Origin of the sequence: Flavobacterium sp. 38-13, from assembly GCF_001899155.1 — a bacterium.
Lineage (GTDB): Bacteria > Bacteroidota > Bacteroidia > Flavobacteriales > Flavobacteriaceae > Flavobacterium > Flavobacterium lindanitolerans.
Genome location: NZ_MKVG01000004.1, coordinates 100,319 through 124,516, shown reverse-complemented (window position 1 = coordinate 124,516; position 24,198 = coordinate 100,319). Strand labels below are relative to the sequence as shown.

Sequence of the window (24,198 nt, the reverse complement as noted above, 5' to 3'; positions counted from 1 at the left end):
TCTTATCCCTAAAATACGATTTTTAATTTATACGAAAAGCACCTAAAATGCTAAAATTAACCCAAAACAAAAGCTCAAGAAGGCATTTGCAGTCAAAATTTTATAAGTTGCAGCCTTTATTTTTTATATAAGAGCTATAAAACTTAAAAGTTTTTTAATTTTAGCATGAATTTTGCAGAAACTGTTTATCAAAAAGTATCCATGAAATCTGTTGCTTTACTCTTTATTGTTTTTTTTACTGCTCAGATGTATGCTCAGGTTGACTATAACAAGTCGATTTCAATACCTTCTGCCAATACAAACAGTACGATGTCAATACCTTCTACAGAGTCGAATACTACTGTAGATCCAAATTTTGGTTTTACAATTCCCAAGTCGCTTCCAAAGTCAGATAAATATAAAGTTGGCGGAACCGATACGGTCAATTTTGGTCAGGGTAGCGAGCAATTTGCGAATCCAGGCGATAAATACACCAAAGAGCTAAATAAAAAAAGCGGAGGGGAATCACAGGTTGCAGTAAAAGGAAACCAGTATTTTGGTGATTTTAAAAATAATGGTGAATATGTAAATATAGTATTCCGCGACCACGGAGCTCCGGATGGCGACATGATAAAAATTTCAGTAAATGATGTTGTGGTAGTAGCTTCGGTTACATTAACTACTGATTTCAGAACCTTAAAACTACCTTTAAAACAGGGCTTTAACAGAGTTGATTTTGAAGCACTGAATCAGGGAACATCCGGACCTAATACGGCTGAATTTCATGTATTTGATGATAAAGGAACCCTTGTCGTAGCCAATCGCTGGAATCTGGCAACCGGTTTTAAAGCAACAGCTATTATTGTAAAAGAATAGCTAGCTATTGGCCAGCCATTCCCTCTTTAGCATAGCATATTGGAACTCGCTTCCCCAATTTCCTTTAAAAAAGATATTCTCTATAAAATGCCCTTCCCTACGAAATTTTAAGCTTTCTAAAAGACTTATTGAAGCAATATTTTCTGCATCTACCGTTTCAACTATCCGGTGTATGTTTTTAACGGCAAAAAGAAAATCCATAATCCCGGAAAAGGCTTCTTTTGCATAGCCTTTTTGCTGATGCAGGTGAGAAATTGTCATTCCAACTTCAGCAATGCGCTCATCAAAAGCGTCAAGTTTTATAGCACAATCTCCTATCAATCTTCCGGTTTCTTTGCTTTCAATGGCATATTGTACCCACTCACCTCTTTTCCCAAATAATTTATTTTCCTGTTTGGCTATAAATTCGGAAGCCTGTTCGCGTGTCATTACATCAAAACCCTGGTATTTCGTAACCTCAGGATTGGATCTGTATATGTGAAAATCATCCAGGTCATTTTGAGTAAGGTGTCTGATGTGCAATCGTTCAGTATGTATTGATAAAGTTTCCATTCTTAAAAATTTTCGTCCAAAGATAAAAAAGCTTTTCCCAAATTTTCAATAATATCTGAAGCTATAAAAGCTTGGTATCCGAGCGATTTTGAGCCAATGTCTGCTGTTAGTCCGTGAATATATACGCCAAGTATTGCTGCATCTTCCGGCGTATACCCCTGAGCTAATAAACCAGCTATAATTCCTGAAAGCGTATCACCGCTTCCGGCTGTCGCTAAGGCCTGATTTCCTGTTGAGTTGGTATATATTGTATTGTTCGAGATTATTTGCGTTGGCGCCCCTTTTATGACAATTATCCATTTTTTTGATTCGGCCAACTCAGTTGCCTTTTCAATCATCTCTTCTTCTGAACTCCAATCTCCAATAAGTCTTTGCAATTCTTTCCTGTGAGGAGTCAATATTGTCTGTTCCGAAACAAAATCAAACAGTTCCTTGCTTTTTGAAAGTATGTTGATTCCGTCGGCGTCAATCAATAGTCGCTTGTTGTTATCCTTTAGGAATTTTATAAATGCTTTTTGGGTTGTTTCGTGTTGGCCTATGCCCATACCTATTGCAATAGCATTGGGAATAATCTCAAATTCTATTTCTGAAATATATGCTTCTTCTTTATCGGTAATAACCATTGCTTCCGGAAATGAAGTCTGAATACTGGTATAGCCGCATTTTGGAATTAAAGCTGTTACCAAGCCACAGCCTGATTTTAAACTTGCTTTTGATGCCAGGATTATAGAGCCCATTTTTCCATAGCTTCCTCCAATAATTAGTGCATGCCCTTGTGTTCCTTTATGGGTCTGGACCGAGACAGGTTTGTAACGTTTGAGGATTTCGTGTTTATTAATAAGTAGGGCCTCCATCTGTGAATCACATTTAAAAAGATTTAATAAGCAATAAAGATAGTAATACCTGTTCAATTTATATTGCGGTTAAGAGAAAGTCATTACCGGCGAAGCAAAATTGAGAAAAACAGACCTGAAAAATATTTTTCTATTGTACTGAGTGTTAATACATTTTAATTTTTATGTAAAAAAAAGATAAAAAAACTTACGAAATAGTTGTAATTTATAGAATGATAAGCTACATTTGCAACCGCAAAAAAGGATAAGTTCTTACGAATTTATTAAGGAGAGGTGCCGGAGTGGTAACGGAGCAGATTGCTAATCTGTCGACGAGCAATCGTCGCCAGGGTTCGAGTCCCTGTCTCTCCGCTTTTTTTTTCGGGGTGTAGCGTAGCCCGGTTATCGCGCCTGCTTTGGGAGCAGGAGGCCGCAGGTTCGAATCCTGCCACCCCGACGGTATTGAAATAATGGACGCATAGCTCAGCTGGATAGAGCACCTGCCTTCTAAGCAGGCGGTCGAAGGTTCGAATCCTTCTGCGTTCACTAAGGCCCAAAAAGCCAAACAAAAATGTGCACACACAAGCTGTAAAAGCCTGTAGATGTGCATTTTTTTTTGTTTAAGCTTTAACCATTTGCCTTATGTTTATACATTCAGATCGGATTTTTGACACGCTTGTTGACACAAATAAAATTTACGTGTCATTAAAAGATAGATTCTACCTTAGAGAATACAAAAACATTGACGGAAAATCCCCGGTCATGCTTTCAATTACCGGTAACAAGAAAAGAGAAAGGATTCTCTTGGAAATAAGTGTTGTCCCGGAACATTGGCAAAGTGATATCCAGCGTGTAATTCCAAATTCAAAAGAGAACCAGGATATTAATTTGCTGCTGGACAATATCAAGTCCAAGCTTACCCATATAAAAACATCTTATAGACTGGCCGAAAGAGTCCTTACGCCCGAGATGTTGAGAAAGGAATTTATAAACGGTATGCCTCGTTTACGCTTTACGGCTTTTTTTGAAATGGCCCTGAAAGAAGAAAAAGTTATGATGAAGCAAGGTTCCTATAACAGACACCATTCAGTACTTAAAAAAATCAAGGAATACGACGATGAAATTACTTTTATGGATTTAGATCATGACTGGTTTAAAAAGTACAAAAGACATTTGACCAAGTTAGGAAATGCAAAAACTACTATTGCCGGAAATATGGCAAGCATAAAAAAATTTTTGGGGATCGCTGTGAAATCAGGAATCAAACTGAAAATTAACCTGGATGAATTGGAAGTCGGAAGCACAAAAGGAAACAGAACCAGCCTATCTCCTTTTGAGCTAAAAAGATTGGCCGATTACTATTTTTCCAATTATATAAATGAATCATACCGGCTAGTATTAGGCTATTTTTTATTTAGCTGCATGACAGGTTTACGTATTTCTGATGTTCAAAATCTGACACGCAGAAACTTTATGGATGGCTATATAACATTTATATCCCAGAAAACGTCTAAAGACCAATCAATTGCTTTAAATGATACCGCCAAAAAAATAATTGATCATGAACCATTGCTTTTTGTGAAGAAATTCGCTGACCAGCATATAAACGATGAATTAAAAAAAATCATGAAGTTTATTGGAATTAATAAAGTTGTCTCATTTCACGTTGCAAGGCATACATTTGCTACCAGTTTTCTTAGAGCTGGAGGAAAAGTAGAAAAACTTCAATTATTGCTTGGCCATTCAAGCTTATCTCAGACAATGATCTATGCGCATATAGTTAATGAAGATGCAAATTCAGAAATTTTTCTACTCGATAAATTATTTTAATGATGCTTCAGTTTCTATTTCTATTTCATAGTAGTTTTCATCAAGCTCATTTTTATTAATATTCTTGATCAGATGTATTTGATTGTAAGCAAATATTTTCTTTTTAGAATTCAAGCCCCTGATATTTTCATAATACTTTTTAAACTCCCAGATAAAATTTTGAGAATTAATCCTTCTTTCAAACCATTCTTTAAAATGGCGCTCATGTACTTTTGGAATCATTATCTCATCCGGATTTTTGGCCAGATTCAAACCTGAAGTCAGACCATCATACATAACAGCGAAAAGTTTTGATGTATCAGAGTCAAAATGATGAGCTGTCTGCACATTCTCCCTTAGCATCAGAGGTAACGGCAGAGCATTGATCATTATCTCGTTTGTTTTTTCATTTTTAACAAAGCTATTATTTGTAATTCCTGATGCGCTATGGAATACCGGAAGAAAAGTATAATCTTTGCTATCAGTTTCGTTAAACTGAAGTAGAAATGAAACTCCTTTATTGAATTTTCTTCGTGGCTGCTTAACTTCTGTATCAGATAGGTCAATAACCTCCCCTCTCTTAATTTCATCCTGAACAAAATTTACAATTGCCTTATTCCCTTTCGGCGTAAGATCAAGATTAAACCAATTTTTTAAAGTTGTGAAAAATTCACCAAAAGTCATTTCCGGAACCGATCGGCTTAAATCAACCTGATTAGGATTTATAATGGTTGGAACTGCTTCACCAGAAGTATCATGTAACCTAATTGGGTTAATGTCTAATGAAATAATAATCTCATCAGCAGAAGCGCCCTGGTAAGATTCTAATATAATTTCATTTGGAAGTATATCAACCAACGTTTCAAAAACAACATCAACATTTTTAGTTATAGTAAATCTAGAGCTTGCAAAATCTAAATTAACCTCATGATAAAACAATACCTGGTTTCTATACTTTATCCTAAAAAATGGTCGAGGGCCCAAATATGGAAACAGTTTCATTTTAACAGTTCCTACAATCCTATACTTTCCCGGATGTTCGATAGGATAAGTAAAATCAAACCTATAATACTGCATCCTGTGTATGTAGGGCGGTCGAATCAAAGTTATTTCTCCTGTATCTGTAAAGTCTTCAGACATTTTAAAAATATTGATTGGCTCTTGTTCATTTGTAGTGTAATATTCTACATCTGAATAGATACATATTTTTTTTATGCTTTCATCAGAAAGGACATCGCCTTCAAGTTCATAGCCGGCATCTTCAAACCCTTTTTTAAGTATATGCAACAGGTAGGGTAATGGCTGCATGATATTTCTGTTGTAAGTGATATCTTCTGTAATATCGACCTCGTTAATCAGAAATGCCCCATCTTTATAGTTATTGATAATTTTACCGAAGGCAAACCATATCTCTTCTTCAGTATTTATCTTGTCGGTATGTATTTGCGGAAAATTATAATTTACTACTGGCCATGTCTGCGAAATAATTCCTGCAGCATGAGTGTATATGTTATCAACTTCAAATTTATCCAAAGGTAATTCAGACAGTCTTTTGCTAAAATTCGGAAATTCATCGAAGCCAAAAACTATAGATACAGATAGGCTAGACTCGAATTCTTCTACCTCAAATATTGCAGTGAATTTTTCATTCTTCTCAAAATAATACCCATTAAACATTGTTTCGATAGTCCTAGAATTAGGAAAACTGATATAACCCAAAACCTTATCTATGTCAGATGTCAAGGTTATTTCAAAAGGCAATGTTCTTTTTGCAAAAATCCTATCCGTAAACCAGAAGTTTTCCTCCATAGTCGTTACGTCGTAACTTGACAAATCAAGTTCGAAATCAGAACAAACAAATTTCTTCATCGTATTCTCTATTAATTTGAAATTCTAAATCGTATGATATCAGCTCTAAATCACTGTCAGTTGATGTTAAGCTTTTAGTTACAGATACAAGCTTTATAAGTTTGTCATCATAATAAAGCCAGGCTCTTTTACTTCTAATTAAACTTTCAATCGTTGGAATGTCAGATTTCATTATAAAGCCCGTATTTATTGATAGCTTTGATATTTTAGTATTATCAATAGACTTGAATAATTCTACAATCTTTTGGTATAAAGTTTCAGTTTTAAACTCAAAATCTGATTTGAGAGAATATTTACCGGTACAAACAAATGCTGACTTTAATAAATATTCATCCTCCCATATTATCATATTAGACTCAATGCCGTCCGGGAAAACAATAAATGTTTTTACTAGAAAATGGCTTTCGGTTGAATATACGAAATCAATAACATCACCTGGTGTAACTTCAAGATTTGAAAAATCAATTTTTTCACTGTGTATTCTATCTTCCGCATAAAAACTATAATTCCTTATAGTTTCGCCATTTTTTTTGACAGTTACATTTCTTGATCCTGAAGGGCCCAAAAGGTTTAAAAATTGAAAACTGTTTGCCGTTACCCTAGTAAAACCAGAATTAATATTCAATATCGCATATCCTTCAGAAGTGTTACCGGGTGTCAAACCGGCCGCAAATAAATACTCTGGAGTCGTAAAGCTTCTTATGACTTCATCGTTTACCAAATAACATTCTTTAAATTCGATAGTTACACGGCTTAATTTATATTGGTTGTTTAATTCGGGATCTATTTCTACAGCTCTTTTCATTAAACGATGAAGTCCTTTCCCTAAATTAAACTCTTGTGCTCCTTTGAAAATTGGAATTTTAAGCGGGATCACTTCTAGATTTTCAACATTCGTATAAAAGTCATAGATGTAAGCGCTTATCAAAATATCGAAATATGTCTGATCATAAGTAGTATTGAATTCTATAAATTTTTTATCCAATGTAAAATTAACACCTGAATCATAAGGTATTGTGATATAATCTTGCAAATTATAATTAACTGTAATTGTAATGGCTGAAGGTATTCCGTTTATGGTTGCTGTTAAAATTACAGAGCCAACATACTCACCACCGGCCATGTTTGCAGTAGGAACCGGTATTACTAAAATACCGTTTTCGGTTTCGCTTACGATTAACCATGGCGAAGATTGAAAAGCAAAAGTTTCTACACAAAAGACAAATACAAACTGTTCAGTAGGCTCAATATGTCCTTTTACTGCAGTATAAAATAGTTCTCTTGGAAATGCATCAAATTCGATTGTGTTTAGCAATGTAACCCTAATTGGTATTATTCCGATCTGGGATGAATCTTTTAGGACTGTAACAAAGGAATCCAAATCAGAACTTTCAACAGCCTCGTCAGTATCAAAATAATCAGACAGACATAATTTTACAACTCTTGCACCACTACCGGTAGCCTTATAAATCAATTGTCCTGCTATTTCTTCAGATGTTATAATTACACTCTCATCTTCTGAAGTCAAAATATACTTATCCCTCGCAACAAGCTGCCAAGAAGCGCCCGAAACAGTTATTGGACTAGAAGCAAGCGGCGTATTTTGATAGTGTGTAATATCTAACCTATTTGGAGAATAGGTTATCGTGTTTTCTTGGTACACATTCAAGGTTACAGTGTGGGTATAATCAGAAACTTGAATCCATTGATTAGATGAGTTTTTTCCTTCTATAAAGAAAGAGAGCTTTGCTACGTATGTTCCGGGAGTTAATAAGCCAACATTTTGGATATACATGCCAACTAAACTGGAATATCCATTTTCTGTTAAAGGATTTGGAGCTGATGCATTAAAACTAAATCCTGTACTCGTAACATTCAGCCAATCGGTTGGAGGCGCTGCACCAAAGTAAGTTTTGTAAGTTACAATTCTGAATTGTGTAAACTGTGATGTTGCCGGTAAGCCTATAACATCCTTAACTTTTATAGTTTTATATTGTGGATATAAAGGCACGATACCAACTATAAACCATGTGAAATTTGTTTCTCCAGGCACAGGGGACCAATCTTGATAAGTCGGCTGATCAAATGTTACATAATTGTTAGATAGAATTCCAATTTGTGTACTCATAATGTTTCTGTTGGTATTTGTGATACTTGTTGAACAGGAAGGTTTTCATATTTGCCAATTAATAAAGTTTCTGAAGTAAACCAGACTTCAATAAAAACCTGCTTGAAATAGATCAAAGTTCTATTTTTATAATGTACGATACCGGTAGCAGATGGCGATATTTTAGCTGCATTTGCTTGATAATACTGAAACATATCTAAATCTTCAGTAATAAAAACAACGTTGTTTATTGGAGTCTCTAATTCTTCCTGCAGGTTTTTGGAAAGCCTTCCGGATAGTATAAATTTATCGGTGTATTTTACATCACCTGAAAATTCTTGAGTAACCTGATCGAAAATCTGATCACATAAAATATTGGCTATTTTACTGGTTAGGATAGCGTAATCTGTAAAGTATGTATTCATTAGACTTGAGATTTTTTTCTGTTATCTTCCAATCTTTTGAGGGCATCCCTCAATTCTTTTATTGATTTGTAATCTTTTGAAGATACAACCGCAGTCAAACCACTTTCTTTAATATCCCGCATGAGTTCAGTATTTTCAGAAAGAAGTTTAAACATCATCATAAGCAGCTGATCATTGCTTCCTGAAGAATTTTCAGGTTTTGGATTATCAGGGCCTGTGTAAAGCAGCCCATCTTTGTAGTAGCCATTTTCAAAGCCTTTAATTCCGCGAAGTTCCCTTATCAACGAATCTTTTAAATCTGGATTCATTTTTGTCCAGGCTTTATTATCAATTACCATTTCAGGTTTATTTCCTTCTCCGGCAAGAAAATAGGTAGGCTTCTTTACCATTCCGGATTTTGTATTTCCACCAAATGAAGCTTTAAAGGTTTTTCCATCCTGTTCACGCTTTACGAATTCCGGATAAAGCCCTTCTTCATATCCTTTAGCTGGTAGAGGTGTTGCCAATATAGTTCCCAATTGTAAAGCTCCCATTGCTCCAACAAGACCTGCCAAAGCAAAGTTAAACGGGGTCCAAGGTTTATTCCCTAATGCTCCCACAACCGCCATAGCAGTTCCGGAAATTGCTGAAGCAATCGCAATTCCTTTTTCCCTTTTGGCCTGTCTGTATGAAAGATCAGCTTTTCTTTTTTCAAGGTCCTTATCCAAAGCATCAATACCCCTTTTGTATTGTACCTGGTTTATATAGCCATTATCTAATTGCTGTTTTAGGCGGCGTTTTTTGGCATCCGACGATTGTTCAAATTTTCTAAGTTGTGCCTGTTCATTAGCGGTAACAAACTGATTGTATTTGCCCCACATTTCAGTTAAGGCCGAAACGGTAAATATCATTTCTTCTATCCCAAACTTACCAGCGGCCAGATTATCATAAAAAACCTGCCAATTGTCTGCAGTAAAACCTAAGATGTCTGTTTTTTGAGAAATGCCCAAAGCCACAGCGTTGCTTTCAGAATTTTGCTTCCCAAGCAATTCATTCTTTTTAGCAATAAGCTCGCTTAAAGTCAATCCAATTTTTGCGGCTTCAGCTGTAAAGTCCTCAACTTGTTTCGGAGTCAATAAGGAGAGGTCTATTTGATCGAGTTGCCCCTTTTTAACTATTATGTCGAATTTTGCAAGTAGATTGTTAAGGTGCTTAGTTTCTTCATCTATTTCTCGCTTATTAAATTCTTTCTGAAGAGCTTCTTTAGCTTCTTCCAGAGTCTTAATTTTTGCAAGCTGTCTAATCGACAGTTTCTTACGAAGTATTTCCCTTGCTTCAGCAAGTGTTGAAATCGAATTTAGTTCGTTGTTAAATTCAGTTTGGCGTAAGATTTTAGCTTTTTCGTATGCCTCCTGGTCTTTTTTAATTTTATCAGATGCTCCTTTTTCTTCGATTGTAGACATCCTGACCAGGTGCAATTGTTCTTCAATCTCTATCTGATCATTTATTTCCTTGTTTTTTTCCAGCATCATTTTTCTGATGCTTTCTAATGCTTTGACTTTTGGAGAATCACCGGCTTTTTGGGCTTCAGCAATCTGCTTATCAATCTTTTCTAATTTTTGCTTGTCAATTATTTCATTTTGGAGTTCCAGCAGTTTGTATTTATGGTTTATTCTCTCTTGCTCCATTTCTTTTTCATAGCCTTCTTGCATCAGGGCCAATCGATCTTCTTCAGTTTTTCTTCTCAGTTTCAAAAGATCATCTGCAAACTTTTCTTCATCCTTCAGGTAACTATCGTTATATTTTTTCTTTTTTTCGTCTGCAGGAATATTGATATTTTTCTTTTCGTCTTTTGGTTTTTCCAAATCTTCAACAGTAGCTTTTAGCAGATCGCCTTCTAAAGCTTCCATCTGTGCTTTGATTGTTGCCAATTCTGATTCTTTTTCATCAATACCGAATGCCTTTACATATTGGGCGACTAATCTATCCCAGTTTTCCTTATCAACCATCGATAAGCCCGTAGTTTTGTCCTTACGAGCATTCGGGAAGAAGGTCTTCAGAACATAAGCTTCAACATCTCTACGGGTTTTTATATTATCACGTTCAGGGCTATTTCCTTGTCCAGTAATCCTAGACATAAAAGAAGCAAACCCGTTTTCATAAGCACGGGAAGTTCTATTTTCAACTTCGAGTTGCTGTTTGGCCAACTCTTCAAATTTTGATTGTGCTGCTTTAGCCCTGGCATTCTTATAAAGTTCGTCAGTGTATTTTTTAAGAATGTTAGTCCCCTCCATCATTTTCAGGTTCTCTAACGTAAGAGTGCCAATATAGTCCGGTATAATTTCATTTAACCTTTTAATGGCTTTTTCTCTCGTTTCCTTCTGGATAGTCTCATCTTTGGCCACCTTTACAAGCATATCCAATTCATTTCTTTCTTTTGCTATGCTTTGTGTTGCTTCGAGGTGTACTTCAGCTAAAGTCTTTTCAACTTGGGCTGCCTTAGAAGCGCTTTCAGAAAATGCAACATAGGCTACACCAACAGCGGCAACTAAAGAAAGTAAAAGCCCCCATGGAGTAGTTTTCATTGTTGCCGTCATTATTCTTAAAGCTTGAGTAGCTCCTCTTATATTACCGGTCAGCAACATTGTAGCTCCTGCCCATAATTGGGTAGAAACTATCGCAATTCCTTCAGATATTGCCCTGGCTTTAACTGCCAAATTGTAAAGCAGTTGGCCTTGTGTGTTACGTGCGGTCCATAATACAACAAGTTTCTGCCATGCTACGTTGGTAACCAATGCGGCCGTAACCACAGCTATTGATTTTGCAATGAAAACTAAAGTGTTACGCCATTTTCTTCCTGATCCGTCCACATCGTCAGTTGCTCCAACCAGTTTAGCAAACCATTCTACCGAGGAAGCAAGCCAGTTCACAATAGTTTCTGATGAAAATGCGGCAATAACCTTTTTCTTTAATTTTTCGAGTGTAGCGGCTAAATTGTTGTTTTTAATATCAAATTCATTTGTCAATGATGTAGCTTCATTCATTGACTTACTAGCTAAATCAATCTTATCCCTGAACAGATCAATATTTTTAGATGCAGCTCCCAACACCATTTTAACCTCGTTATCATTTAGCTTCAGATAATCGAGTACCTGAGCCAGATCGGTTGCGTCCAGTCCCTTTAATGATTCTGCGAACTGAAGGAAAAATTCATTAGGATCAGTATTAAGAAGATCCTTTACCGATTTCTCCGATACGTTCATGACTTTTGCAAATTTTGGAAAGTCTCTCGAAGCAATAGAAATAACTTTACCATAATTGTTTCCTGCAAGCTCAGCCTGTAAACCGGATTCTTCAAATGCAGCGCCTAAACCTAGAGCTTGCGCAACTGATGGTTTAAGTGCGTCCGGTAACGAGCCTACCCTAGTGACAAAAGCAGCTATATTAGCTTCAGTTGCATTTCCATCGGCGCCCAAATCATTAATGGCTGAACCGACAGCATTAAATGCAACTTCTACTTTTACATTTTTTATTTCTTCATATAACCCTTTGATTTTCCCTAATTTATCAGCGACCTCTTCAGGGCCTCCTTCAAATGAATCCCCTAATGCAACGGAAGCTTTATCCATAACCTTAACGAAATCTGATATCTCATCCTTTGCAATCCCAATTCGACCACCAACTTCAGCGATACCCAGTAAGTCGATCCTTGAGGTTCTAGTCTGAAACAAACCAAAAGATTTTGTCAATGCGTCGACTTCAGCTTTTGTCATTCCAGTAGTTTTCTGGACATTTGATTGGGCGTCTGCCAGCTTACCATTCCAATCAATTACTTTTTGAACTGATAGCACAATACCGGTTAATAGAGCAATAAACGAAGCCCCTAAAGCCGCATATCGGTTGTAACTGTCAGCAAACGAACCTAAAGTATTGCGGGCTGTTGTTGCCCGCCCGTTTAATTCTGCTATTCTCGCATTAACATCATTAAGTTCTGACCTATATCGAGCGTAATCTTGTGATCCTGGTAAAAGATTCTGCAAGGTATTTCGCAACATCGTGGCCTTACTTCTCAATTGTGACATAGTAAGACCGGTCAGGCCGATTTCCTTTTGAAGTTCGGCCATCTTGCTTTTGTTTTCAGCTATGGCTTTTGAATTTGCTTGCATCAAAGAGGTTATCTCTTTGTATCGGGCACTCTCTTGTTTTCCTTGCTTATCTAAACGCTGTTTTTCAAGCCGTAAGCTTGCATTTTCTTCATTTAGCTTACGGGTTGCTTTTTCTAATTTAAACAATTGCTGTTGTGCCGAGTCTCCTTCAATGATAATTGAAAGCTTCATAATCTCATCACTGATCGTCTTTCCCATCCTTACTGATTTTCAGTAAAATTGGTGTCTTTATTGATCATAATCTGTGACATTAAAAAAGGCTCCTAATGGAGCCTCTTTTAAATTAATTCAAAAACATTTTCGTCTAATTCAGACATTACTTCCTGATCATCATCAACCAGATAAAGAGTCTGTCCTTTAAGCTTCCATAAGCTGCCTATTTCAACCGAAACACCCTCACCGAATACTTCTTTCTTGTTTCTATAAAGGTTGTCACATTCTACAGCCAAAATCAACTGATCATAATTCAGTTCATTTTTTTGATAAGCTAAAAAAACATTCTTGTCGGCGAAGAGAAGCTTTTTTGAAAAAAAAATTTTTAATGGCACAGAAGTAAATGGGGTTTTACTTTCTGACCAAATCAGACCAATCGCATCACGAAGCGATCTGTCTGAAATACCAAGCCTATTGCCATCCACATAAAGAACGGAAACAGGCCCCGATTCCGGAGCATTACTGCTTTTTAAATTTTCCTTTTGCATAGTAGAAAATATAAATAGCGGAAGCGGCCTTTAGGGTTGCAAAACTATTCAGAGAATAGACTTACAGCCTTTCGGTTTAATCTGCGACCTCTTAGGTAATACCTTGGACCGCTTCCTATCGTTAAAGTTTTTTTCGAGTTTATCTCGAATAGTTTTGCAGGGCAAATATAAGATACATTCTAATACAACCAAAAAAAAACCGCCAATCGGCGGCTTCTATATTTATTTATTGATGAATTCATTGAGTGAAAAATATATCCGGTTAACATCGTTTAGAAAAGACTCCCGAATTTTTAAATACATCTTACCGGTTCTCATCCGTCCTTTACTATCATAAAAATATTCCGGTATTCTTTGTCGATACATTGATACATCAAAAATGCGGTAACTCCAGCTCTCATCATTTATATCAATTTCAACATTGTAATCGTAGTCATAGGTTGTATTTCCCATATACTTGAATGTAAAAGAAGAAGTGGCCGCAATTCTGATATATGATCCTTTTTCTTCTGCTTTTAGAACATTTGCCGGCTCCCTGAAGGTTCTGTTTATCCATGATTTAACCCTGTCATGTATTTCACTTTTTGAAACTCCTGAAAGTTGATTTTCGATTTTGGGAAACCCATCTACGTTCATTTTTAAGCTGTCGATTTGGGAATTCATGTTAAAAAAAATGAATAAAAAAGCAAGAGAATAATAATTTTTCATCCTAAAAAGTTAAGGTTAGTAGGTAAATTTAAAAAAATAAATCGGTTTGCTAAATTTGCAAAATGCATATATTATATAATATCAATATTAAAATTATAGGAGATATCTGGGAAAATCAAATCTATCACGATAATATGATAGGAAGTTTTGAATATTCGCTAAAAATGCTCTTGAATACTCCGCATTACGATGGATTGAGAGGTAATTTGAATTTTAAATATCATGCAGATACAAGAAAATTTGAAATAGTTTCATTCCCGGAGAAATATGATGGCAAAATCAGGTATCTCATTGATATTAATTCTGTTTTCCGAAAGAAATTCTTCTAGTCAATGTTTCTTAACTTCTCTTTAATTTCTTCAGTAAAACCAAAATGCAATTCCTTGATTATATTGTTGTAATGCCCCCAAATTATGCGGTTATGGATAGGATGTGATCTTTTTTTCTTGATGCCTTCTTTTGTCCTTCTGGTTTTCATATCAACAAACCTATGTTTTTTAAGGTGCGTGTATTCTAAACCATCTGTACTGACTGTAAATCCCCTGCCATCATACCAGTCGTTTGCCTCAAACCCTCTCGAAGAAAGATAGTTTCGTTGTGCCTTATCGATATCCACCTTAGCTTCCTGCATGACGCTTTGGATGAATCTTTTTTTAAGAATACTATCGTGCCCGTTATTATCTCTCTGATCTAATAAATCCATCTCACTTAATTCTAATTTCAATTTTCCCTAATTGGTACAGAACATTAAGCTTATCTCCAAATGAAGGCTGGCTTTTATTATTTCTCCATTTGTAGATCACGAATTTTGAAATTCCATCCAGCTTTTCAGAAATCCCCCTTTCATTGATGGCCGAGCTGAACATATCTTCAATTTTTTGCTTATCCATTTTTAAAAATTTTTCTCAATTTAAGAAATTTAAAGATTACTATCCAAATTAAGCTCTATACTCCAGCCATTACATGAACTTAATTTCCAAACAGGCTTTACAGAAATCGAGTTTTCTTTTAACCAGGTTAAAAAGTTACAGAACATTCCAGAATGGTTTGATTTATCTTCTATCAACTTATCTACAAATGCCTTAGCTTTTTTCTGAGTATTAACAAAAATATCAATGTATTGCTCTCTCTTTATATCGGAATAATCTGTTTTGTCCAAAATAAAAAACATGAGACTGTTATCCCATTTTGCATTATCTTCAGAACCACTCAGATCAAACTGCGGCATAACCACGATTAAAAAAGAATTTTCTTTGCTTTTTCTTTCTTTGAGAACAGTATTAAGCTCCTCATTATCTAAAACAACTGTCGTGTAATTAAATAGTTGATCATTATTTTCATCTTTAAGCGATGTCATTATCTGAGATACATAATCACGTAGTTTATTTATTTCTAGCATTTTCTTTCTGTTTACGTTCGATATCGTTTTTTCGTAATTCATACATCCGCACAATTACTACCCAAAAATTTGATGACCTTACCTGGTCCAATGTGCCAAAAGTCCCGCTTTCTGCAAGCGTGAAAGCTACTGAATCCATTCCGATTCCCGGAAAGTTGCCAGTTCCAATATCATCTTTTTTCTCAGCTTCAAAAAGTATTGACAGATCAAGTTCCTGTCCACTCCATAAAACTGAAGAACCTATAAGGTATTTTTGAAAACTTGCAAAATATAAAAAAGCACCATAGACAAATCCGAATGGTGCATATTTGAAAGCTTCAGCTCTTCTTTCTAAATTCTCCGACAAATACGGTTTTCTTCGCTTAGCTCCAGATGAAAAAATTTTGCATATAATGTTCGTTTTTTCCCTATATAATATTCCAGACAGAAGATAGAGAAGGAAAATATCTCCTGTTGCATGAAAATCATGGAAAATACGTAATGCATCTATATATTCACCAAAAGTCAAATCCCGAAATCCATCTTCCGGACCAAAATATTTTTTTGTCAATATTTTTATCTCAGGTACAGGGTTATTGATATAATCCTGCTTGATAACCTGCTGACCATCTGTTACATCAAAAAAATTATTTATGTACTCAGACAAAAAAGCGATGTTCGAAAACTTCAAATCATCATCAATGCCAAATGGAGATGATTTTGGCTTCATTTTTAAAAGCTTGTAGACGGAATGAACACAAAATTCATCAAACCCTATTTCGTTACTCTGATATCGAAATATGAGTTCACTCATCTCAATATATTGTCTCGAATCGCATTCCGATAGTTTTTCTGGAAAATGTAACTTCAGAGATTTTTCAGGAATAGAAATGGTTTTCATCAGATCAGCTCTAATTCATCGTTTATTTTAACGCCAAGCTCCTCCATACTTACGCCAAATTCAGCCAAAACCCTTTGCTTAATTTCAGTATTATTTCTTCTTTCTTTTGGGATATACTTTGAATCAGCATCGGTTCTAAGGTAGGATTTTACCATTTTAATGATGTTCCCTTTTAAAATAACTTTATTAACCTCACGTTCACGTAAGGCTGAATCTAGTTTTTGGTTTATCTCAGAATATTTCTTGATCTTGAAATAGTTCCTTAGATAGTAGAAAAATTTAGCGGTTTTTAAAATGATTCTTTTCATTATCGATTATGTTTATGTTGAAAAATATTTATCTCCGTAATTAAGCCCAGGCATGATATCACTATCAGGTTGGATGATTGGTTCCGGGAGCATCAAATCTTGAATTTCTCTTAAAACCTTTGCTTTATCAGCTTCAAATGCTTGTTGTGCCGCTATCGGCTCAGACTTTAAGGATGGTTTTTTTGATTGTGTTGTTTGCCTATCGCTTGTATAATGTTGAAGAATCCCTTCAGGAAGAAGCTGTATTGAAAATCTTGTCATTGCCCAGGCTAAAGCAGAAAACACAGTTGCCTTTCTGATTAATTTCAAAAGCTGCAAATCTTTTTCATCTGCGATGTTCTCTGAAGATTTAATTTTTTCTTTTAGGCTGATAAATTTTGCTGCCCCAATTATCGGCCTTATATCATACTGTTCACAGTCTTCTAATCCGGGAGAAAGTTTAATTAATAAAAGCCTTGATCTTATCATAAACACTTTGTCAAATTCATCAACTGTCCTAACAAACAAATCGTGACTGGCTTTAAAAGCAGCACTCGATCTCCACAAGTCGAGTAGTTCTCCCTGCGGTTGACTATCAAGGAACTTAATTAGATCATCTAAGCCTCTATAATATCTCTTTTCCATAGCCTGGTTATCCCTGTCTATCATCCATTCAAATGGCAATTTCACATTACTGTCAGTACGCATTTTTCTGCCATCATTTGTATGCGCAATATCATTCGATGGTGCAAGAAGTCTGTACGCATTTATAGCTATCGGATACCTTACAGAATAAATAAATTCTTTATTTTCTTCAGCTATTTCACCTTCATTATACAAATCAACTGCCTTTTGGTATATTTCTCTGCCAATAAGATCAATTACATCATTCGTAGCAGTTCTCAAATCAGGAATAAGATTTTTAATCTTTAAATCAACATCCACAAAACCCAATAATTCCTTGAGCTCTTCACTGTCCTCGATATCTGTTTTAAATAATAGTTTCATCTGATGTTTTTTAAAGTTTCTATGCGGCGTTTTTTATTCTTTTACTTGAAGTTATGTCCTCTTCTTTTTCTGGCATTTCATGATAAAAGCCAAGTTTTAACTTCAGTTCAGGAAAGTTTGCCTTTATTGCATAATTAATAGGTTTCATAATTATCATTTCCGGAATGTCTACGCCAGTCAGCAAGAAATTTTTAAGCGCATAAAGCTGTTCGGAACCGCTGTCGCTTTTACCCGTTTCAGAAACATTCCCAAGGGCGCTATGCAAGCCAATACCGGAAGACAGAGCATGGTCGGCTCTTTGTGAAATCTTAATTTGTGCCTCTACAAAATCTTTTATATTCTGATCAATAACCTTTATTTCCCAACCATGCTCTATGAGATTTGTTCCATCAACTGTGAAAGTTTTGGTTGTATGCAAATACTTTCCAGTATTCTCGTCTCCAGATAGGACTTCTGCAATCTTTGCCAGGAATTTATTCTGATATTCAACAAGCATACTACTTGTATAAGTCTTACCCTGAAGAGTGCAATTTGCCTTCATCTCGTTTTCTTTTCTTTCCCAAAATGCTTGAGGAGAAATGATGTGATATTTTAAGTTTATTGAATTTTTTGATAGAGCCTTAAAAATTAATGGTACAGCTGTCGATCTATTAAGCCACTCTAGTGAGCCATAAATATCTGGTACAGTATAGAAATCCGTACAGAAACTATACATATTTGAATAGAAAATCGAATTTCTGTAGCCAAATGGATTGTTATAATCAAATAACGGATATACCTTATAATCCAATAATGAATTTACTTTCTTAAAAGACCAATCAGTCTGTATTGCATGAGTAGGATTTATAGAAGTTGATGCTTTATGTTTGGCAAGGCGATTCCTGTCAATCATGCAGTGTTCTAATTTGGATATAAAGTTTTTGCCAATCCTATTGCCTTTTGAAAGAATAAATTTAGTGAAAACACCTTCCATGTAATTATAATCGGTGGCACACGATAAAAGGTATTTTTCGTAATCCCAACTCTCTAACCACTGCTGTATTGTTTCATTTCTAACCCATCTCCTTATTGGCTTGCCTTTTTCACTTATTTCTTCTGTATACAACATAGGCCCAGAACCCCAAAGCAATTGAGTTTTCTTTTTAATTATACCAGGAGCAATGTAGTTATTCTGAATAACCTCTTTGATAATATCCGGAAGATCGTTATTGCTGCCATAAGGGTAAACATAGTAATCCCCTATGAAGTTATATTGATTGTTCCAATCAAGGTTATTTGATTCTCCTTTGAATTTATAGAAGTCTCGAGGTACTTCACTTACCTGGTAAGTAAAAGCTACTTGTTCTGTCTCAACAATGGCATCTCTGCCAACATATTCTATACCCATCTTTAAGGTTTTACGTTACACCCATTGAACTTTAACAATAATGGCATATAAAACCATCTGTCTTTATCATGCTCATTAACATACCCTATAAGAATGTTAGACTTGTCACTCTGGTCATTCCTGTAGCCCATGCGAAGCTGGGCATTATGTACATGCCTTATACCGTCACTCATTCCTTTGGTGGAATTGTAGGTCATAAAGCTGAAGGAAAAAGGAACACCTACTTTGGTTAAAGCCCTCATGCGCTTGATGGCGTCAAACAGTTTAATTTCGTTAGCCAATGTAATTACCGTTTTAATTGATGTACAATGATACTATTAACAACATTACTATGGTGTGACATCTGGGAAGTCAATGAAATAAGGTGTCCTGCGGACGGGTGGTGGTGGTGCGCCGTCATATCTCTCAGCGATAGACATAAAGGTAATCACATTTTAGTTTTTGAGCGGGACGGTGAAAAGCATGAAACAAACATCGAATAAACCCATTTAAAAAGGGTTTATTCTTTGTTTTTCAGCGTTTTATATTTTTATTTTTTTTTTTTAAACCATCAATAATGACTTTTTATTTTAAAATATTATCCTGTTTAGAATCATTCTTTTTTCATTTTTTTTGATTGAAAAGCTCTTTTTTTTACTATAAAAGTTGTCGTTTGACTACTTTTTTTGTATCTTTAAGTATTGAAAATCACTTAAATACAAGTTTATGAAAGCAAAAGTAATTACCAAAAAAGTAGGAATCGAAAAAAATTCTTTACCACAAAACGTTAGAGCAGTAATAGCCGAAAAAGTAACAGACACTGCAAAAAACGAAATCATTAACAAAGTAGTTGTAGAAACTTCCACAGAGACGGAAAACAAAATAATTCCGCTACAACAAGAGCAACCAGTTACAAAAGAGACAGTTTTAAACACAGTCTCACAATTTGTTGTGCCTATGCCGACCGCAGAGGAGAAAATTATTAAAGTTAAGCAATTTGAGGCTCTATCAGAACGCTATCAATTGCTAAAGGAAAAATCAAACGATTTAAGGCTTTTTGAAGCAGGTAACGACCAAACAAACGCTAAAATTATGCTTATTAATTCAGCAGGTTTCCAATTTGAAGTCAGAAATTCAAAAGTTATCGAAAAGGTTCAAAACTGTATGCAAGAAGAACTTGACAAGCTTTTACATATTGCACAAGAAAGAGTTTTAAACTTCACTTTGTAATAATTAAACAAAAACCCCTAATGGTCGAGATTAGGGGTTTTAAATCACTTAAATATCAAAGCCATGACGCATTCAATATCTAACATCAACAAAACTACATCTTTTAAATTAAGCGACAAAGTTTTTAGCCTTTTACATTCCAAAGGCTATTCTTCAATTTTCAATTATACCGATTACGATTATTTCAAAAAGAAGGCAAAAAACGCATTCAACAAAGCGCAAGCTATAGCGGAAATGTTTATTGAAGAAAATAACATCCAATCTGATTATCAAGAATACATATTTTAATTTATATACACCATGAGAAATAGAGAAGCATATTTGCAACGACGAAAACAATTGAAAGAATTAAGCAAGCTTGCAAAAGCCAGGATTGAAACTGACTGTGAAGGAATGACAGTAAATGAAGTTTTAGTAAATGAATTTTACACTTCAAAAGAGCATCAAGAATTTAATACCCTTTTTGAATGGAATAACAAAGGGTATAAAGTTAAAAAGGGTTCGCAGTCCTTTTGTGTTTGGGGTTCTCCAAAATTAAGGAACAGCGATAAAGAAGCCGAAAAAAACAACTCCGAAGAAGATGATACAGAATTTTACCCGCTTTGCTATCTGTTTAGTAATGCCCAAGTCGAAAAAAGATGATAAAAAATAAAGATGTTCCAAAGGGGTTAAAAGATTTTAACTCCTTTTTTTATGAATTTAATCATAAGTATGACCTGAATACTATTTTTGATGACCTTTTATCACTTATTATTTGTGCTATGGCAAGAGGAACCGAAGAACCACGCTATTTTGAAATAATAAAAAAATACTCCCGTCCTGAGCTTGATATTTTTTGTAAACTTTTCGGGGAGCTGATGCTCTACTATGATAAGAATATAGAATTAAACGGATGGTGCGACCCATTAGGCGAGTATTATGAATGTCTGGCAAGCAATTACAAAAAATCAAACTTCGGGCAATTTTTTACTCCCCCAGATTTATGTACGATGATTGCACAAATGTTAATCCCTTCAGATGATTTTGGAAAAAAAATAAATGATCCCTGCTCAGGAAGCGGACGATTAATTTTAGCGGCAAACTATATAAGAAGCGGGAATTATTATGTATGTCAGGATTTAGACCCAATTTGTTGTAAAATGACTGCTATAAATTTATGCTTTCATGGCATTAATGCCGAAATTCATTGTATGGATACTTTGATGATGAGCAAACCCTCGTTTTCTTTAGCTACAAACCATAATTACTGGAAACACAAGGTAAAGTCCATTTTATACTATCCAAGCGCTTAAAAGCCTTAAAATTGGCTTAAAACCAGCCGTTTTTACAAAAAATTTCCGCCCTACGGGGCGGAGATTTGTGTTTTTTCTTTCTTTTCTTTGGAAAATGCTACACATTTTAATAAAATCCCGGATCAGAAGATGTATATAATCCAGAAGTATTTACCCTGTCCACAAAATCACGCCTATATATCAAATATTTAAAAGCGTCTGAATAGTTTGTAGAAAACATCGGCCTAAGATGTAAAGCTAAGCTTTCAGAAGATTTGTCCTTATGGATCGTCTTTGAACCGGATATCGAAGTCTTGATTTTGATTTTAGTCAGTTCAAGTGATGATTTAAGGCATTTGCATTGAAACTTATCAATTTTCAACTTGACAAGATTCGGACTTGTTTCTCCCATCAAAGCTTTTGCAAAATTATATTCCTCTTCCTGATAAATTGTAGACTGGTTCAGCGACATAAGATTAACCACCCAACCTGTACTTACGCCGTCCTGAAATTCTATTGCGTTTTTTAAAGCTGTCGCCCAATCCCTTTTTGTTTTTTGATTTTGATTACCGGACCTGTCATAGTATAAATCTAAAACTTTGTACTCGTGATGCTTAAAAAAATTGACAAATTTCTTTCCTAACTGAATCTCATTTTCCGGAGCCAGCGTGCAAAATTCTTTTAGGATATACAAATAATTGCCACGTGTCTGGGCAGGAATAAGACTGCACATATCACCAAAATCAGCACCCGCCTCAAGCTTCTGTTTCCGATCTAGGTATCGTAAAGCAAGACAAGTTTCTTCAATCTCATCTGTCAAGGTATACTTATCATAAAACGAATTTATGATACCATCTTCATAGAAATGATGCTCTCCCAGATTCCCGTAAAACTTTTCTCCTTTCTTCAGATTAACTTTTAATGATAAAATAGCGCTCTTGAACTCTTCAATACCTAATGCTTTAAGACTATCAGAAAAATAACCTTCAGTAAGGATATCCACATTTACCAATGAACTGACAACATAAAAAAATGTAAGGTCCTTTCGCACTCTAATCCATTTTTCAGTCCAACGACCCAAATTGCTTTTCAATTTCTCAATCGAGTTATAATCACCAATCTGTTTGCATGCCAGGATCTGTTTTTTTATCTCATTAACGACGAGACCAACTTCAAGGGCCAGACGTACCTGGTCCATATTCATATTTTTCTCATCATTCAAAATCCAATCATCATCACCGTCAATAATGTTTGGCATATCAGTAGTGAATGTTGAACCTCTGTAATAGACTGAGTGGCCAAAGATTGTATATTCACCTCGAATGGCCGGCATTAATTTCTTCAGCTTATCAAATTTTAATAGCCTGGCTTCATCTGCATACATGTGTTGGTATGAACCACCGGCGAGACCTCCAGGCTGATCCAAACTACCTAAGTTCATAAAGCAACCGTTAAAAATTGAAATTGTATGCTTGTAACTTTCAACAGGTTTATAAGGAAGCCTAAAATGTGAAGGAGGCCGCTTGTCAGTCACATAATGCATTCCTTCACGCCAACCCCTGCGCTTCCAACCCTCGAGCAATGTTGGCACTATATTTTTTAAAGCGTTGATGTATGTGTCAGAAACAAGAACCTGATAGCTCTTGGGCATATCATACATAACATCCTGACTTCGTTGAGCAATAATTTCTGATGTCTTAGCTGTAGCCCTACCTGCAATAATTCTTAAATGCTTAGGAGCTATAAGGAAGATCATTTGAAACAACCATGATGCAAATGCACCATTTACATCAGTATCATCAATGCTTACGCGCGTTCTCTTGCTCATCTGGAAAAACTTTTAAAGGAAGAACCAAAGCTTCCCTTTTAATATGCATTTTTTCTTTTTCTGTTAACTCTGGGAAACTGTCAATCATTTCCGAGAGTCTTTGCCTGTTAATTTTTGGTAGTCCTAAAAATTCTGCATCTGCTGAATATACTATAAATGGCGCCCTAAATAGTTCTTCCGGAAGCTCTTCTTTATCTGGAGTGTGAACCTCTCTATGGTTTGCAACATCAACAAGCATTTTTACCACTTTAGAAGCATCATTTACATCTTTTACGGTTTGCATTGAGAAATTGATCATTTTATCCATTTTTTCAGCATAAATATTTATCCAGGCTTTTTTGGAAATAGTGCTATCAACGTAAAAGTACTCCATAGCTTCATCATACACTTTTGAAGCTTTATAGCGTGAGAGCTTGTCTACTAATATCAAATGTTTTACAATAGCTTCTTTAGAACCGAATTGGTCGATTCTCATGGCCATGCCCCTAATTTTGTCCAAAAGGACCAAATATTCCGCAATTCCTTCAGGAGCATCTGATAGGCTACCCTTTTCGATAAATTCATAAATATCGCTCAAGTCTATCTGATCAATTGTCATTGCCGTAAAGTATTTGATTTAAAATGTTTTTTATCCGGATATTTTCAGACTCTTTAAAATAAGTTTGTGCAGCAGTAATATTTCCTGATTTGGCAAGTTCCAATTGTTTAATGTTTATGTCTGCTTCCGCCTCGAGACGACCCTTATCGTAATGAAATCTTACCAAACCTGATTTATTGTACCATAAGTCTAAAAAATCTTTTTTTTCTACACCTAAGTAAAGAGCAATTCTTTCTGGAGAATAATTACAGGCAGCTAATTTTTCAATAGACTCATACTCTTCATCTGAAAACTTAAGCTCCATACTACTTTTTTTTAATAGTGATT

26 protein-coding genes and 3 tRNA genes are annotated in these 24,198 nt (G+C 35.3%); 10 read left to right on the top strand and 19 right to left on the bottom strand.

What is annotated here, in order from left to right:
• Positions 1-201 precede the first annotated feature (201 nt).
• The gene (locus BGO88_RS01675) at positions 202-855 is read left to right on the top strand and encodes a hypothetical protein (protein WP_286705730.1); all 654 of its coding nucleotides are present in this window, start codon (positions 202-204) and stop codon (positions 853-855) included.
• On the opposite strand, the gene BGO88_RS01670 is transcribed toward BGO88_RS01675, so the two are convergent.
• The gene (locus tag BGO88_RS01670; RefSeq protein ID WP_056073591.1) at positions 856-1,407 is read right to left on the bottom strand and encodes a GNAT family N-acetyltransferase; all 552 of its coding nucleotides are present in this window, start codon (positions 1,405-1,407) and stop codon (positions 856-858) included.
• A gap of 2 nt (positions 1,408-1,409) precedes the next feature.
• On the bottom strand, positions 1,410-2,261 hold the full coding sequence (locus BGO88_RS01665) for an NAD(P)H-hydrate dehydratase (protein ID WP_286705729.1): 852 nt from the start codon (positions 2,259-2,261) through the stop codon (positions 1,410-1,412).
• A 267-nt stretch (positions 2,262-2,528) separates the two neighbouring features.
• On the opposite strand from BGO88_RS01665, the gene BGO88_RS01660 reads away from it, so the two are divergent.
• From BGO88_RS01660 to BGO88_RS01645, 4 genes are all read left to right on the top strand, one after another.
• Positions 2,529-2,612, top strand: a tRNA-Ser gene (locus BGO88_RS01660).
• A 10-nt stretch (positions 2,613-2,622) separates the two neighbouring features.
• Positions 2,623-2,697: transfer RNA gene (locus tag BGO88_RS01655), tRNA-Pro, on the top strand.
• A 15-nt stretch (positions 2,698-2,712) separates the two neighbouring features.
• Positions 2,713-2,786 (top strand) — tRNA-Arg (locus BGO88_RS01650).
• Between the two features lie 153 nt (positions 2,787-2,939).
• Positions 2,940-4,070, top strand: coding sequence for a site-specific integrase (locus BGO88_RS01645; protein WP_286705728.1), 1,131 nt, complete (start codon positions 2,940-2,942; stop codon positions 4,068-4,070).
• Here the strand turns inward: BGO88_RS01645 and BGO88_RS01640 are convergent.
• The 6 genes from BGO88_RS01640 to BGO88_RS01615 all read right to left on the bottom strand — a co-directional run bounded on the left by BGO88_RS01640 (position 4,062) and on the right by BGO88_RS01615 (position 13,959).
• Complete coding sequence (locus BGO88_RS01640; RefSeq protein ID WP_286705727.1) at positions 4,062-5,918, bottom strand: hypothetical protein; 1,857 nt, start codon at positions 5,916-5,918, stop codon at positions 4,062-4,064. The genes BGO88_RS01645 and BGO88_RS01640 overlap by 9 nt on opposite strands.
• Positions 5,896-8,046 carry a hypothetical protein gene (locus BGO88_RS01635; protein ID WP_286705726.1) on the bottom strand — a complete coding sequence of 717 codons (2,151 nt, stop codon included), beginning with the start codon at positions 8,044-8,046 and terminating at the stop codon, positions 5,896-5,898. Before BGO88_RS01635 ends, BGO88_RS01640 begins: the two co-directional genes overlap by 23 nt.
• On the bottom strand, positions 8,043-8,450 hold the full coding sequence (locus tag BGO88_RS01630; RefSeq protein ID WP_286705725.1) for a hypothetical protein: 408 nt from the start codon (positions 8,448-8,450) through the stop codon (positions 8,043-8,045). The genes BGO88_RS01635 and BGO88_RS01630 overlap by 4 nt, the downstream gene beginning before the upstream one ends.
• Entirely contained in the window at positions 8,450-12,721 is a 4,272-nt protein-coding gene (locus BGO88_RS01625) for a phage tail tape measure protein (RefSeq protein ID WP_286705724.1), read from the bottom strand. Before BGO88_RS01625 ends, BGO88_RS01630 begins: the two co-directional genes overlap by 1 nt.
• A gap of 152 nt (positions 12,722-12,873) precedes the next feature.
• Positions 12,874-13,296, bottom strand: a complete 423-nt coding sequence (locus tag BGO88_RS01620) for a hypothetical protein (RefSeq protein ID WP_286705723.1) — start codon at positions 13,294-13,296, stop codon at positions 12,874-12,876.
• A gap of 222 nt (positions 13,297-13,518) precedes the next feature.
• Positions 13,519-13,959 (bottom strand): DUF4468 domain-containing protein, encoded by a 441-nt coding sequence (locus BGO88_RS01615; protein ID WP_286705722.1) that lies wholly within the window; start codon positions 13,957-13,959, stop codon positions 13,519-13,521.
• A 107-nt stretch (positions 13,960-14,066) separates the two neighbouring features.
• On the opposite strand from BGO88_RS01615, the gene BGO88_RS01610 reads away from it, so the two are divergent.
• Positions 14,067-14,333, top strand: coding sequence for a hypothetical protein (locus tag BGO88_RS01610; protein ID WP_286705721.1), 267 nt, complete (start codon positions 14,067-14,069; stop codon positions 14,331-14,333).
• Here the strand turns inward: BGO88_RS01610 and BGO88_RS01605 are convergent.
• From BGO88_RS01605 to BGO88_RS01570, 8 genes are all read right to left on the bottom strand, one after another.
• Positions 14,330-14,707, bottom strand: a complete 378-nt coding sequence (locus BGO88_RS01605) for a hypothetical protein (protein ID WP_286705720.1) — start codon at positions 14,705-14,707, stop codon at positions 14,330-14,332. The two genes, BGO88_RS01610 and BGO88_RS01605, sit on opposite strands and share 4 nt — an antisense overlap.
• Before the next feature lies 1 nt (position 14,708).
• Positions 14,709-14,894, bottom strand: coding sequence for a hypothetical protein (locus BGO88_RS01600; protein ID WP_286705719.1), 186 nt, complete (start codon positions 14,892-14,894; stop codon positions 14,709-14,711).
• Positions 14,895-14,923: 29 nt separating this feature from the next.
• The gene (locus tag BGO88_RS01595; RefSeq protein WP_286705718.1) at positions 14,924-15,403 is read right to left on the bottom strand and encodes a hypothetical protein; all 480 of its coding nucleotides are present in this window, start codon (positions 15,401-15,403) and stop codon (positions 14,924-14,926) included.
• Positions 15,387-16,112: a hypothetical protein gene (locus BGO88_RS01590; RefSeq protein ID WP_286705717.1), complete on the bottom strand. Its 726-nt coding sequence runs from the start codon at positions 16,110-16,112 to the stop codon at positions 15,387-15,389. The genes BGO88_RS01595 and BGO88_RS01590 overlap by 17 nt, the downstream gene beginning before the upstream one ends.
• 170 nt (positions 16,113-16,282) lie before the next feature.
• Entirely contained in the window at positions 16,283-16,591 is a 309-nt protein-coding gene (locus tag BGO88_RS01585; RefSeq protein ID WP_286705716.1) for a hypothetical protein, read from the bottom strand.
• Positions 16,592-16,603: 12 nt separating this feature from the next.
• Entirely contained in the window at positions 16,604-17,578 is a 975-nt protein-coding gene (locus BGO88_RS01580) for a DUF6712 family protein (protein WP_286705715.1), read from the bottom strand.
• 19 nt (positions 17,579-17,597) lie between these two features.
• Complete coding sequence (locus BGO88_RS01575) at positions 17,598-18,965, bottom strand: hypothetical protein (RefSeq protein WP_286705714.1); 1,368 nt, start codon at positions 18,963-18,965, stop codon at positions 17,598-17,600.
• 2 nt (positions 18,966-18,967) lie between these two features.
• Positions 18,968-19,246, bottom strand: a complete 279-nt coding sequence (locus tag BGO88_RS01570; RefSeq protein ID WP_286705713.1) for a hypothetical protein — start codon at positions 19,244-19,246, stop codon at positions 18,968-18,970.
• Between the two features lie 424 nt (positions 19,247-19,670).
• Between BGO88_RS01570 and BGO88_RS01565 the strand changes: the two genes are divergently transcribed.
• From BGO88_RS01565 to BGO88_RS01550, 4 genes are all read left to right on the top strand, one after another.
• The gene (locus BGO88_RS01565) at positions 19,671-20,174 is read left to right on the top strand and encodes a hypothetical protein (protein WP_286705712.1); all 504 of its coding nucleotides are present in this window, start codon (positions 19,671-19,673) and stop codon (positions 20,172-20,174) included.
• Positions 20,175-20,237: 63 nt separating this feature from the next.
• Positions 20,238-20,462 carry a hypothetical protein gene (locus BGO88_RS01560; protein ID WP_286705711.1) on the top strand — a complete coding sequence of 75 codons (225 nt, stop codon included), beginning with the start codon at positions 20,238-20,240 and terminating at the stop codon, positions 20,460-20,462.
• A gap of 12 nt (positions 20,463-20,474) precedes the next feature.
• Positions 20,475-20,816 carry a hypothetical protein gene (locus tag BGO88_RS01555; protein ID WP_286705710.1) on the top strand — a complete coding sequence of 114 codons (342 nt, stop codon included), beginning with the start codon at positions 20,475-20,477 and terminating at the stop codon, positions 20,814-20,816.
• Entirely contained in the window at positions 20,813-21,466 is a 654-nt protein-coding gene (locus BGO88_RS01550) for an N-6 DNA methylase (protein ID WP_286705709.1), read from the top strand. Before BGO88_RS01555 ends, BGO88_RS01550 begins: the two co-directional genes overlap by 4 nt.
• A gap of 106 nt (positions 21,467-21,572) precedes the next feature.
• Here the strand turns inward: BGO88_RS01550 and BGO88_RS01545 are convergent, their stop codons facing one another.
• From BGO88_RS01545 to BGO88_RS01535, 3 genes are read right to left on the bottom strand one after another with little or no spacing between them, the layout of a single operon-like run.
• Complete coding sequence (locus tag BGO88_RS01545) at positions 21,573-23,273, bottom strand: hypothetical protein (protein WP_286705708.1); 1,701 nt, start codon at positions 23,271-23,273, stop codon at positions 21,573-21,575.
• The gene (locus tag BGO88_RS01540) at positions 23,245-23,871 is read right to left on the bottom strand and encodes a hypothetical protein (RefSeq protein ID WP_286705707.1); all 627 of its coding nucleotides are present in this window, start codon (positions 23,869-23,871) and stop codon (positions 23,245-23,247) included. Before BGO88_RS01540 ends, BGO88_RS01545 begins: the two co-directional genes overlap by 29 nt.
• Positions 23,861-24,175 carry a hypothetical protein gene (locus BGO88_RS01535; RefSeq protein ID WP_286705706.1) on the bottom strand — a complete coding sequence of 105 codons (315 nt, stop codon included), beginning with the start codon at positions 24,173-24,175 and terminating at the stop codon, positions 23,861-23,863. Before BGO88_RS01535 ends, BGO88_RS01540 begins: the two co-directional genes overlap by 11 nt.
• Positions 24,176-24,198 lie beyond the last annotated feature (23 nt).

What these genes read in the sequence shown, in the direction of transcription:
- BGO88_RS01675 (WP_286705730.1), top strand. Translation starts at nt 202, where the DNA reads ATGAAATCTGTTGCTTTACTCTTTATTGTTTTTTTTACTGCTCAGATG.
- BGO88_RS01670 (WP_056073591.1), bottom strand. Translation starts at nt 1,407, where the DNA reads ATGGAAACTTTATCAATACATACTGAACGATTGCACATCAGACACCTT.
- BGO88_RS01665 (WP_286705729.1), bottom strand. Translation starts at nt 2,261, where the DNA reads ATGGAGGCCCTACTTATTAATAAACACGAAATCCTCAAACGTTACAAA.
- BGO88_RS01640 (WP_286705727.1), bottom strand. Translation starts at nt 5,918, where the DNA reads ATGAAGAAATTTGTTTGTTCTGATTTCGAACTTGATTTGTCAAGTTAC.
- BGO88_RS01635 (WP_286705726.1), bottom strand. Translation starts at nt 8,046, where the DNA reads ATGAGTACACAAATTGGAATTCTATCTAACAATTATGTAACATTTGAT.
- BGO88_RS01630 (WP_286705725.1), bottom strand. Translation starts at nt 8,450, where the DNA reads ATGAATACATACTTTACAGATTACGCTATCCTAACCAGTAAAATAGCC.
- BGO88_RS01620 (WP_286705723.1), bottom strand. Translation starts at nt 13,296, where the DNA reads ATGCAAAAGGAAAATTTAAAAAGCAGTAATGCTCCGGAATCGGGGCCT.
- BGO88_RS01615 (WP_286705722.1), bottom strand. Translation starts at nt 13,959, where the DNA reads ATGAATTCCCAAATCGACAGCTTAAAAATGAACGTAGATGGGTTTCCC.
- BGO88_RS01610 (WP_286705721.1), top strand. Translation starts at nt 14,067, where the DNA reads ATGCATATATTATATAATATCAATATTAAAATTATAGGAGATATCTGG.
- BGO88_RS01605 (WP_286705720.1), bottom strand. Translation starts at nt 14,707, where the DNA reads ATGGATTTATTAGATCAGAGAGATAATAACGGGCACGATAGTATTCTT.
- BGO88_RS01600 (WP_286705719.1), bottom strand. Translation starts at nt 14,894, where the DNA reads ATGGATAAGCAAAAAATTGAAGATATGTTCAGCTCGGCCATCAATGAA.
- BGO88_RS01595 (WP_286705718.1), bottom strand. Translation starts at nt 15,403, where the DNA reads ATGCTAGAAATAAATAAACTACGTGATTATGTATCTCAGATAATGACA.
- BGO88_RS01590 (WP_286705717.1), bottom strand. Translation starts at nt 16,112, where the DNA reads ATGAAGCCAAAATCATCTCCATTTGGCATTGATGATGATTTGAAGTTT.
- BGO88_RS01585 (WP_286705716.1), bottom strand. Translation starts at nt 16,591, where the DNA reads ATGAAAAGAATCATTTTAAAAACCGCTAAATTTTTCTACTATCTAAGG.
- BGO88_RS01580 (WP_286705715.1), bottom strand. Translation starts at nt 17,578, where the DNA reads ATGAAACTATTATTTAAAACAGATATCGAGGACAGTGAAGAGCTCAAG.
- BGO88_RS01575 (WP_286705714.1), bottom strand. Translation starts at nt 18,965, where the DNA reads ATGGGTATAGAATATGTTGGCAGAGATGCCATTGTTGAGACAGAACAA.
- BGO88_RS01565 (WP_286705712.1), top strand. Translation starts at nt 19,671, where the DNA reads ATGAAAGCAAAAGTAATTACCAAAAAAGTAGGAATCGAAAAAAATTCT.
- BGO88_RS01560 (WP_286705711.1), top strand. Translation starts at nt 20,238, where the DNA reads ATGACGCATTCAATATCTAACATCAACAAAACTACATCTTTTAAATTA.
- BGO88_RS01555 (WP_286705710.1), top strand. Translation starts at nt 20,475, where the DNA reads ATGAGAAATAGAGAAGCATATTTGCAACGACGAAAACAATTGAAAGAA.
- BGO88_RS01550 (WP_286705709.1), top strand. Translation starts at nt 20,813, where the DNA reads ATGATAAAAAATAAAGATGTTCCAAAGGGGTTAAAAGATTTTAACTCC.
- BGO88_RS01545 (WP_286705708.1), bottom strand. Translation starts at nt 23,273, where the DNA reads ATGAGCAAGAGAACGCGCGTAAGCATTGATGATACTGATGTAAATGGT.
- BGO88_RS01540 (WP_286705707.1), bottom strand. Translation starts at nt 23,871, where the DNA reads ATGACAATTGATCAGATAGACTTGAGCGATATTTATGAATTTATCGAA.
- BGO88_RS01535 (WP_286705706.1), bottom strand. Translation starts at nt 24,175, where the DNA reads ATGGAGCTTAAGTTTTCAGATGAAGAGTATGAGTCTATTGAAAAATTA.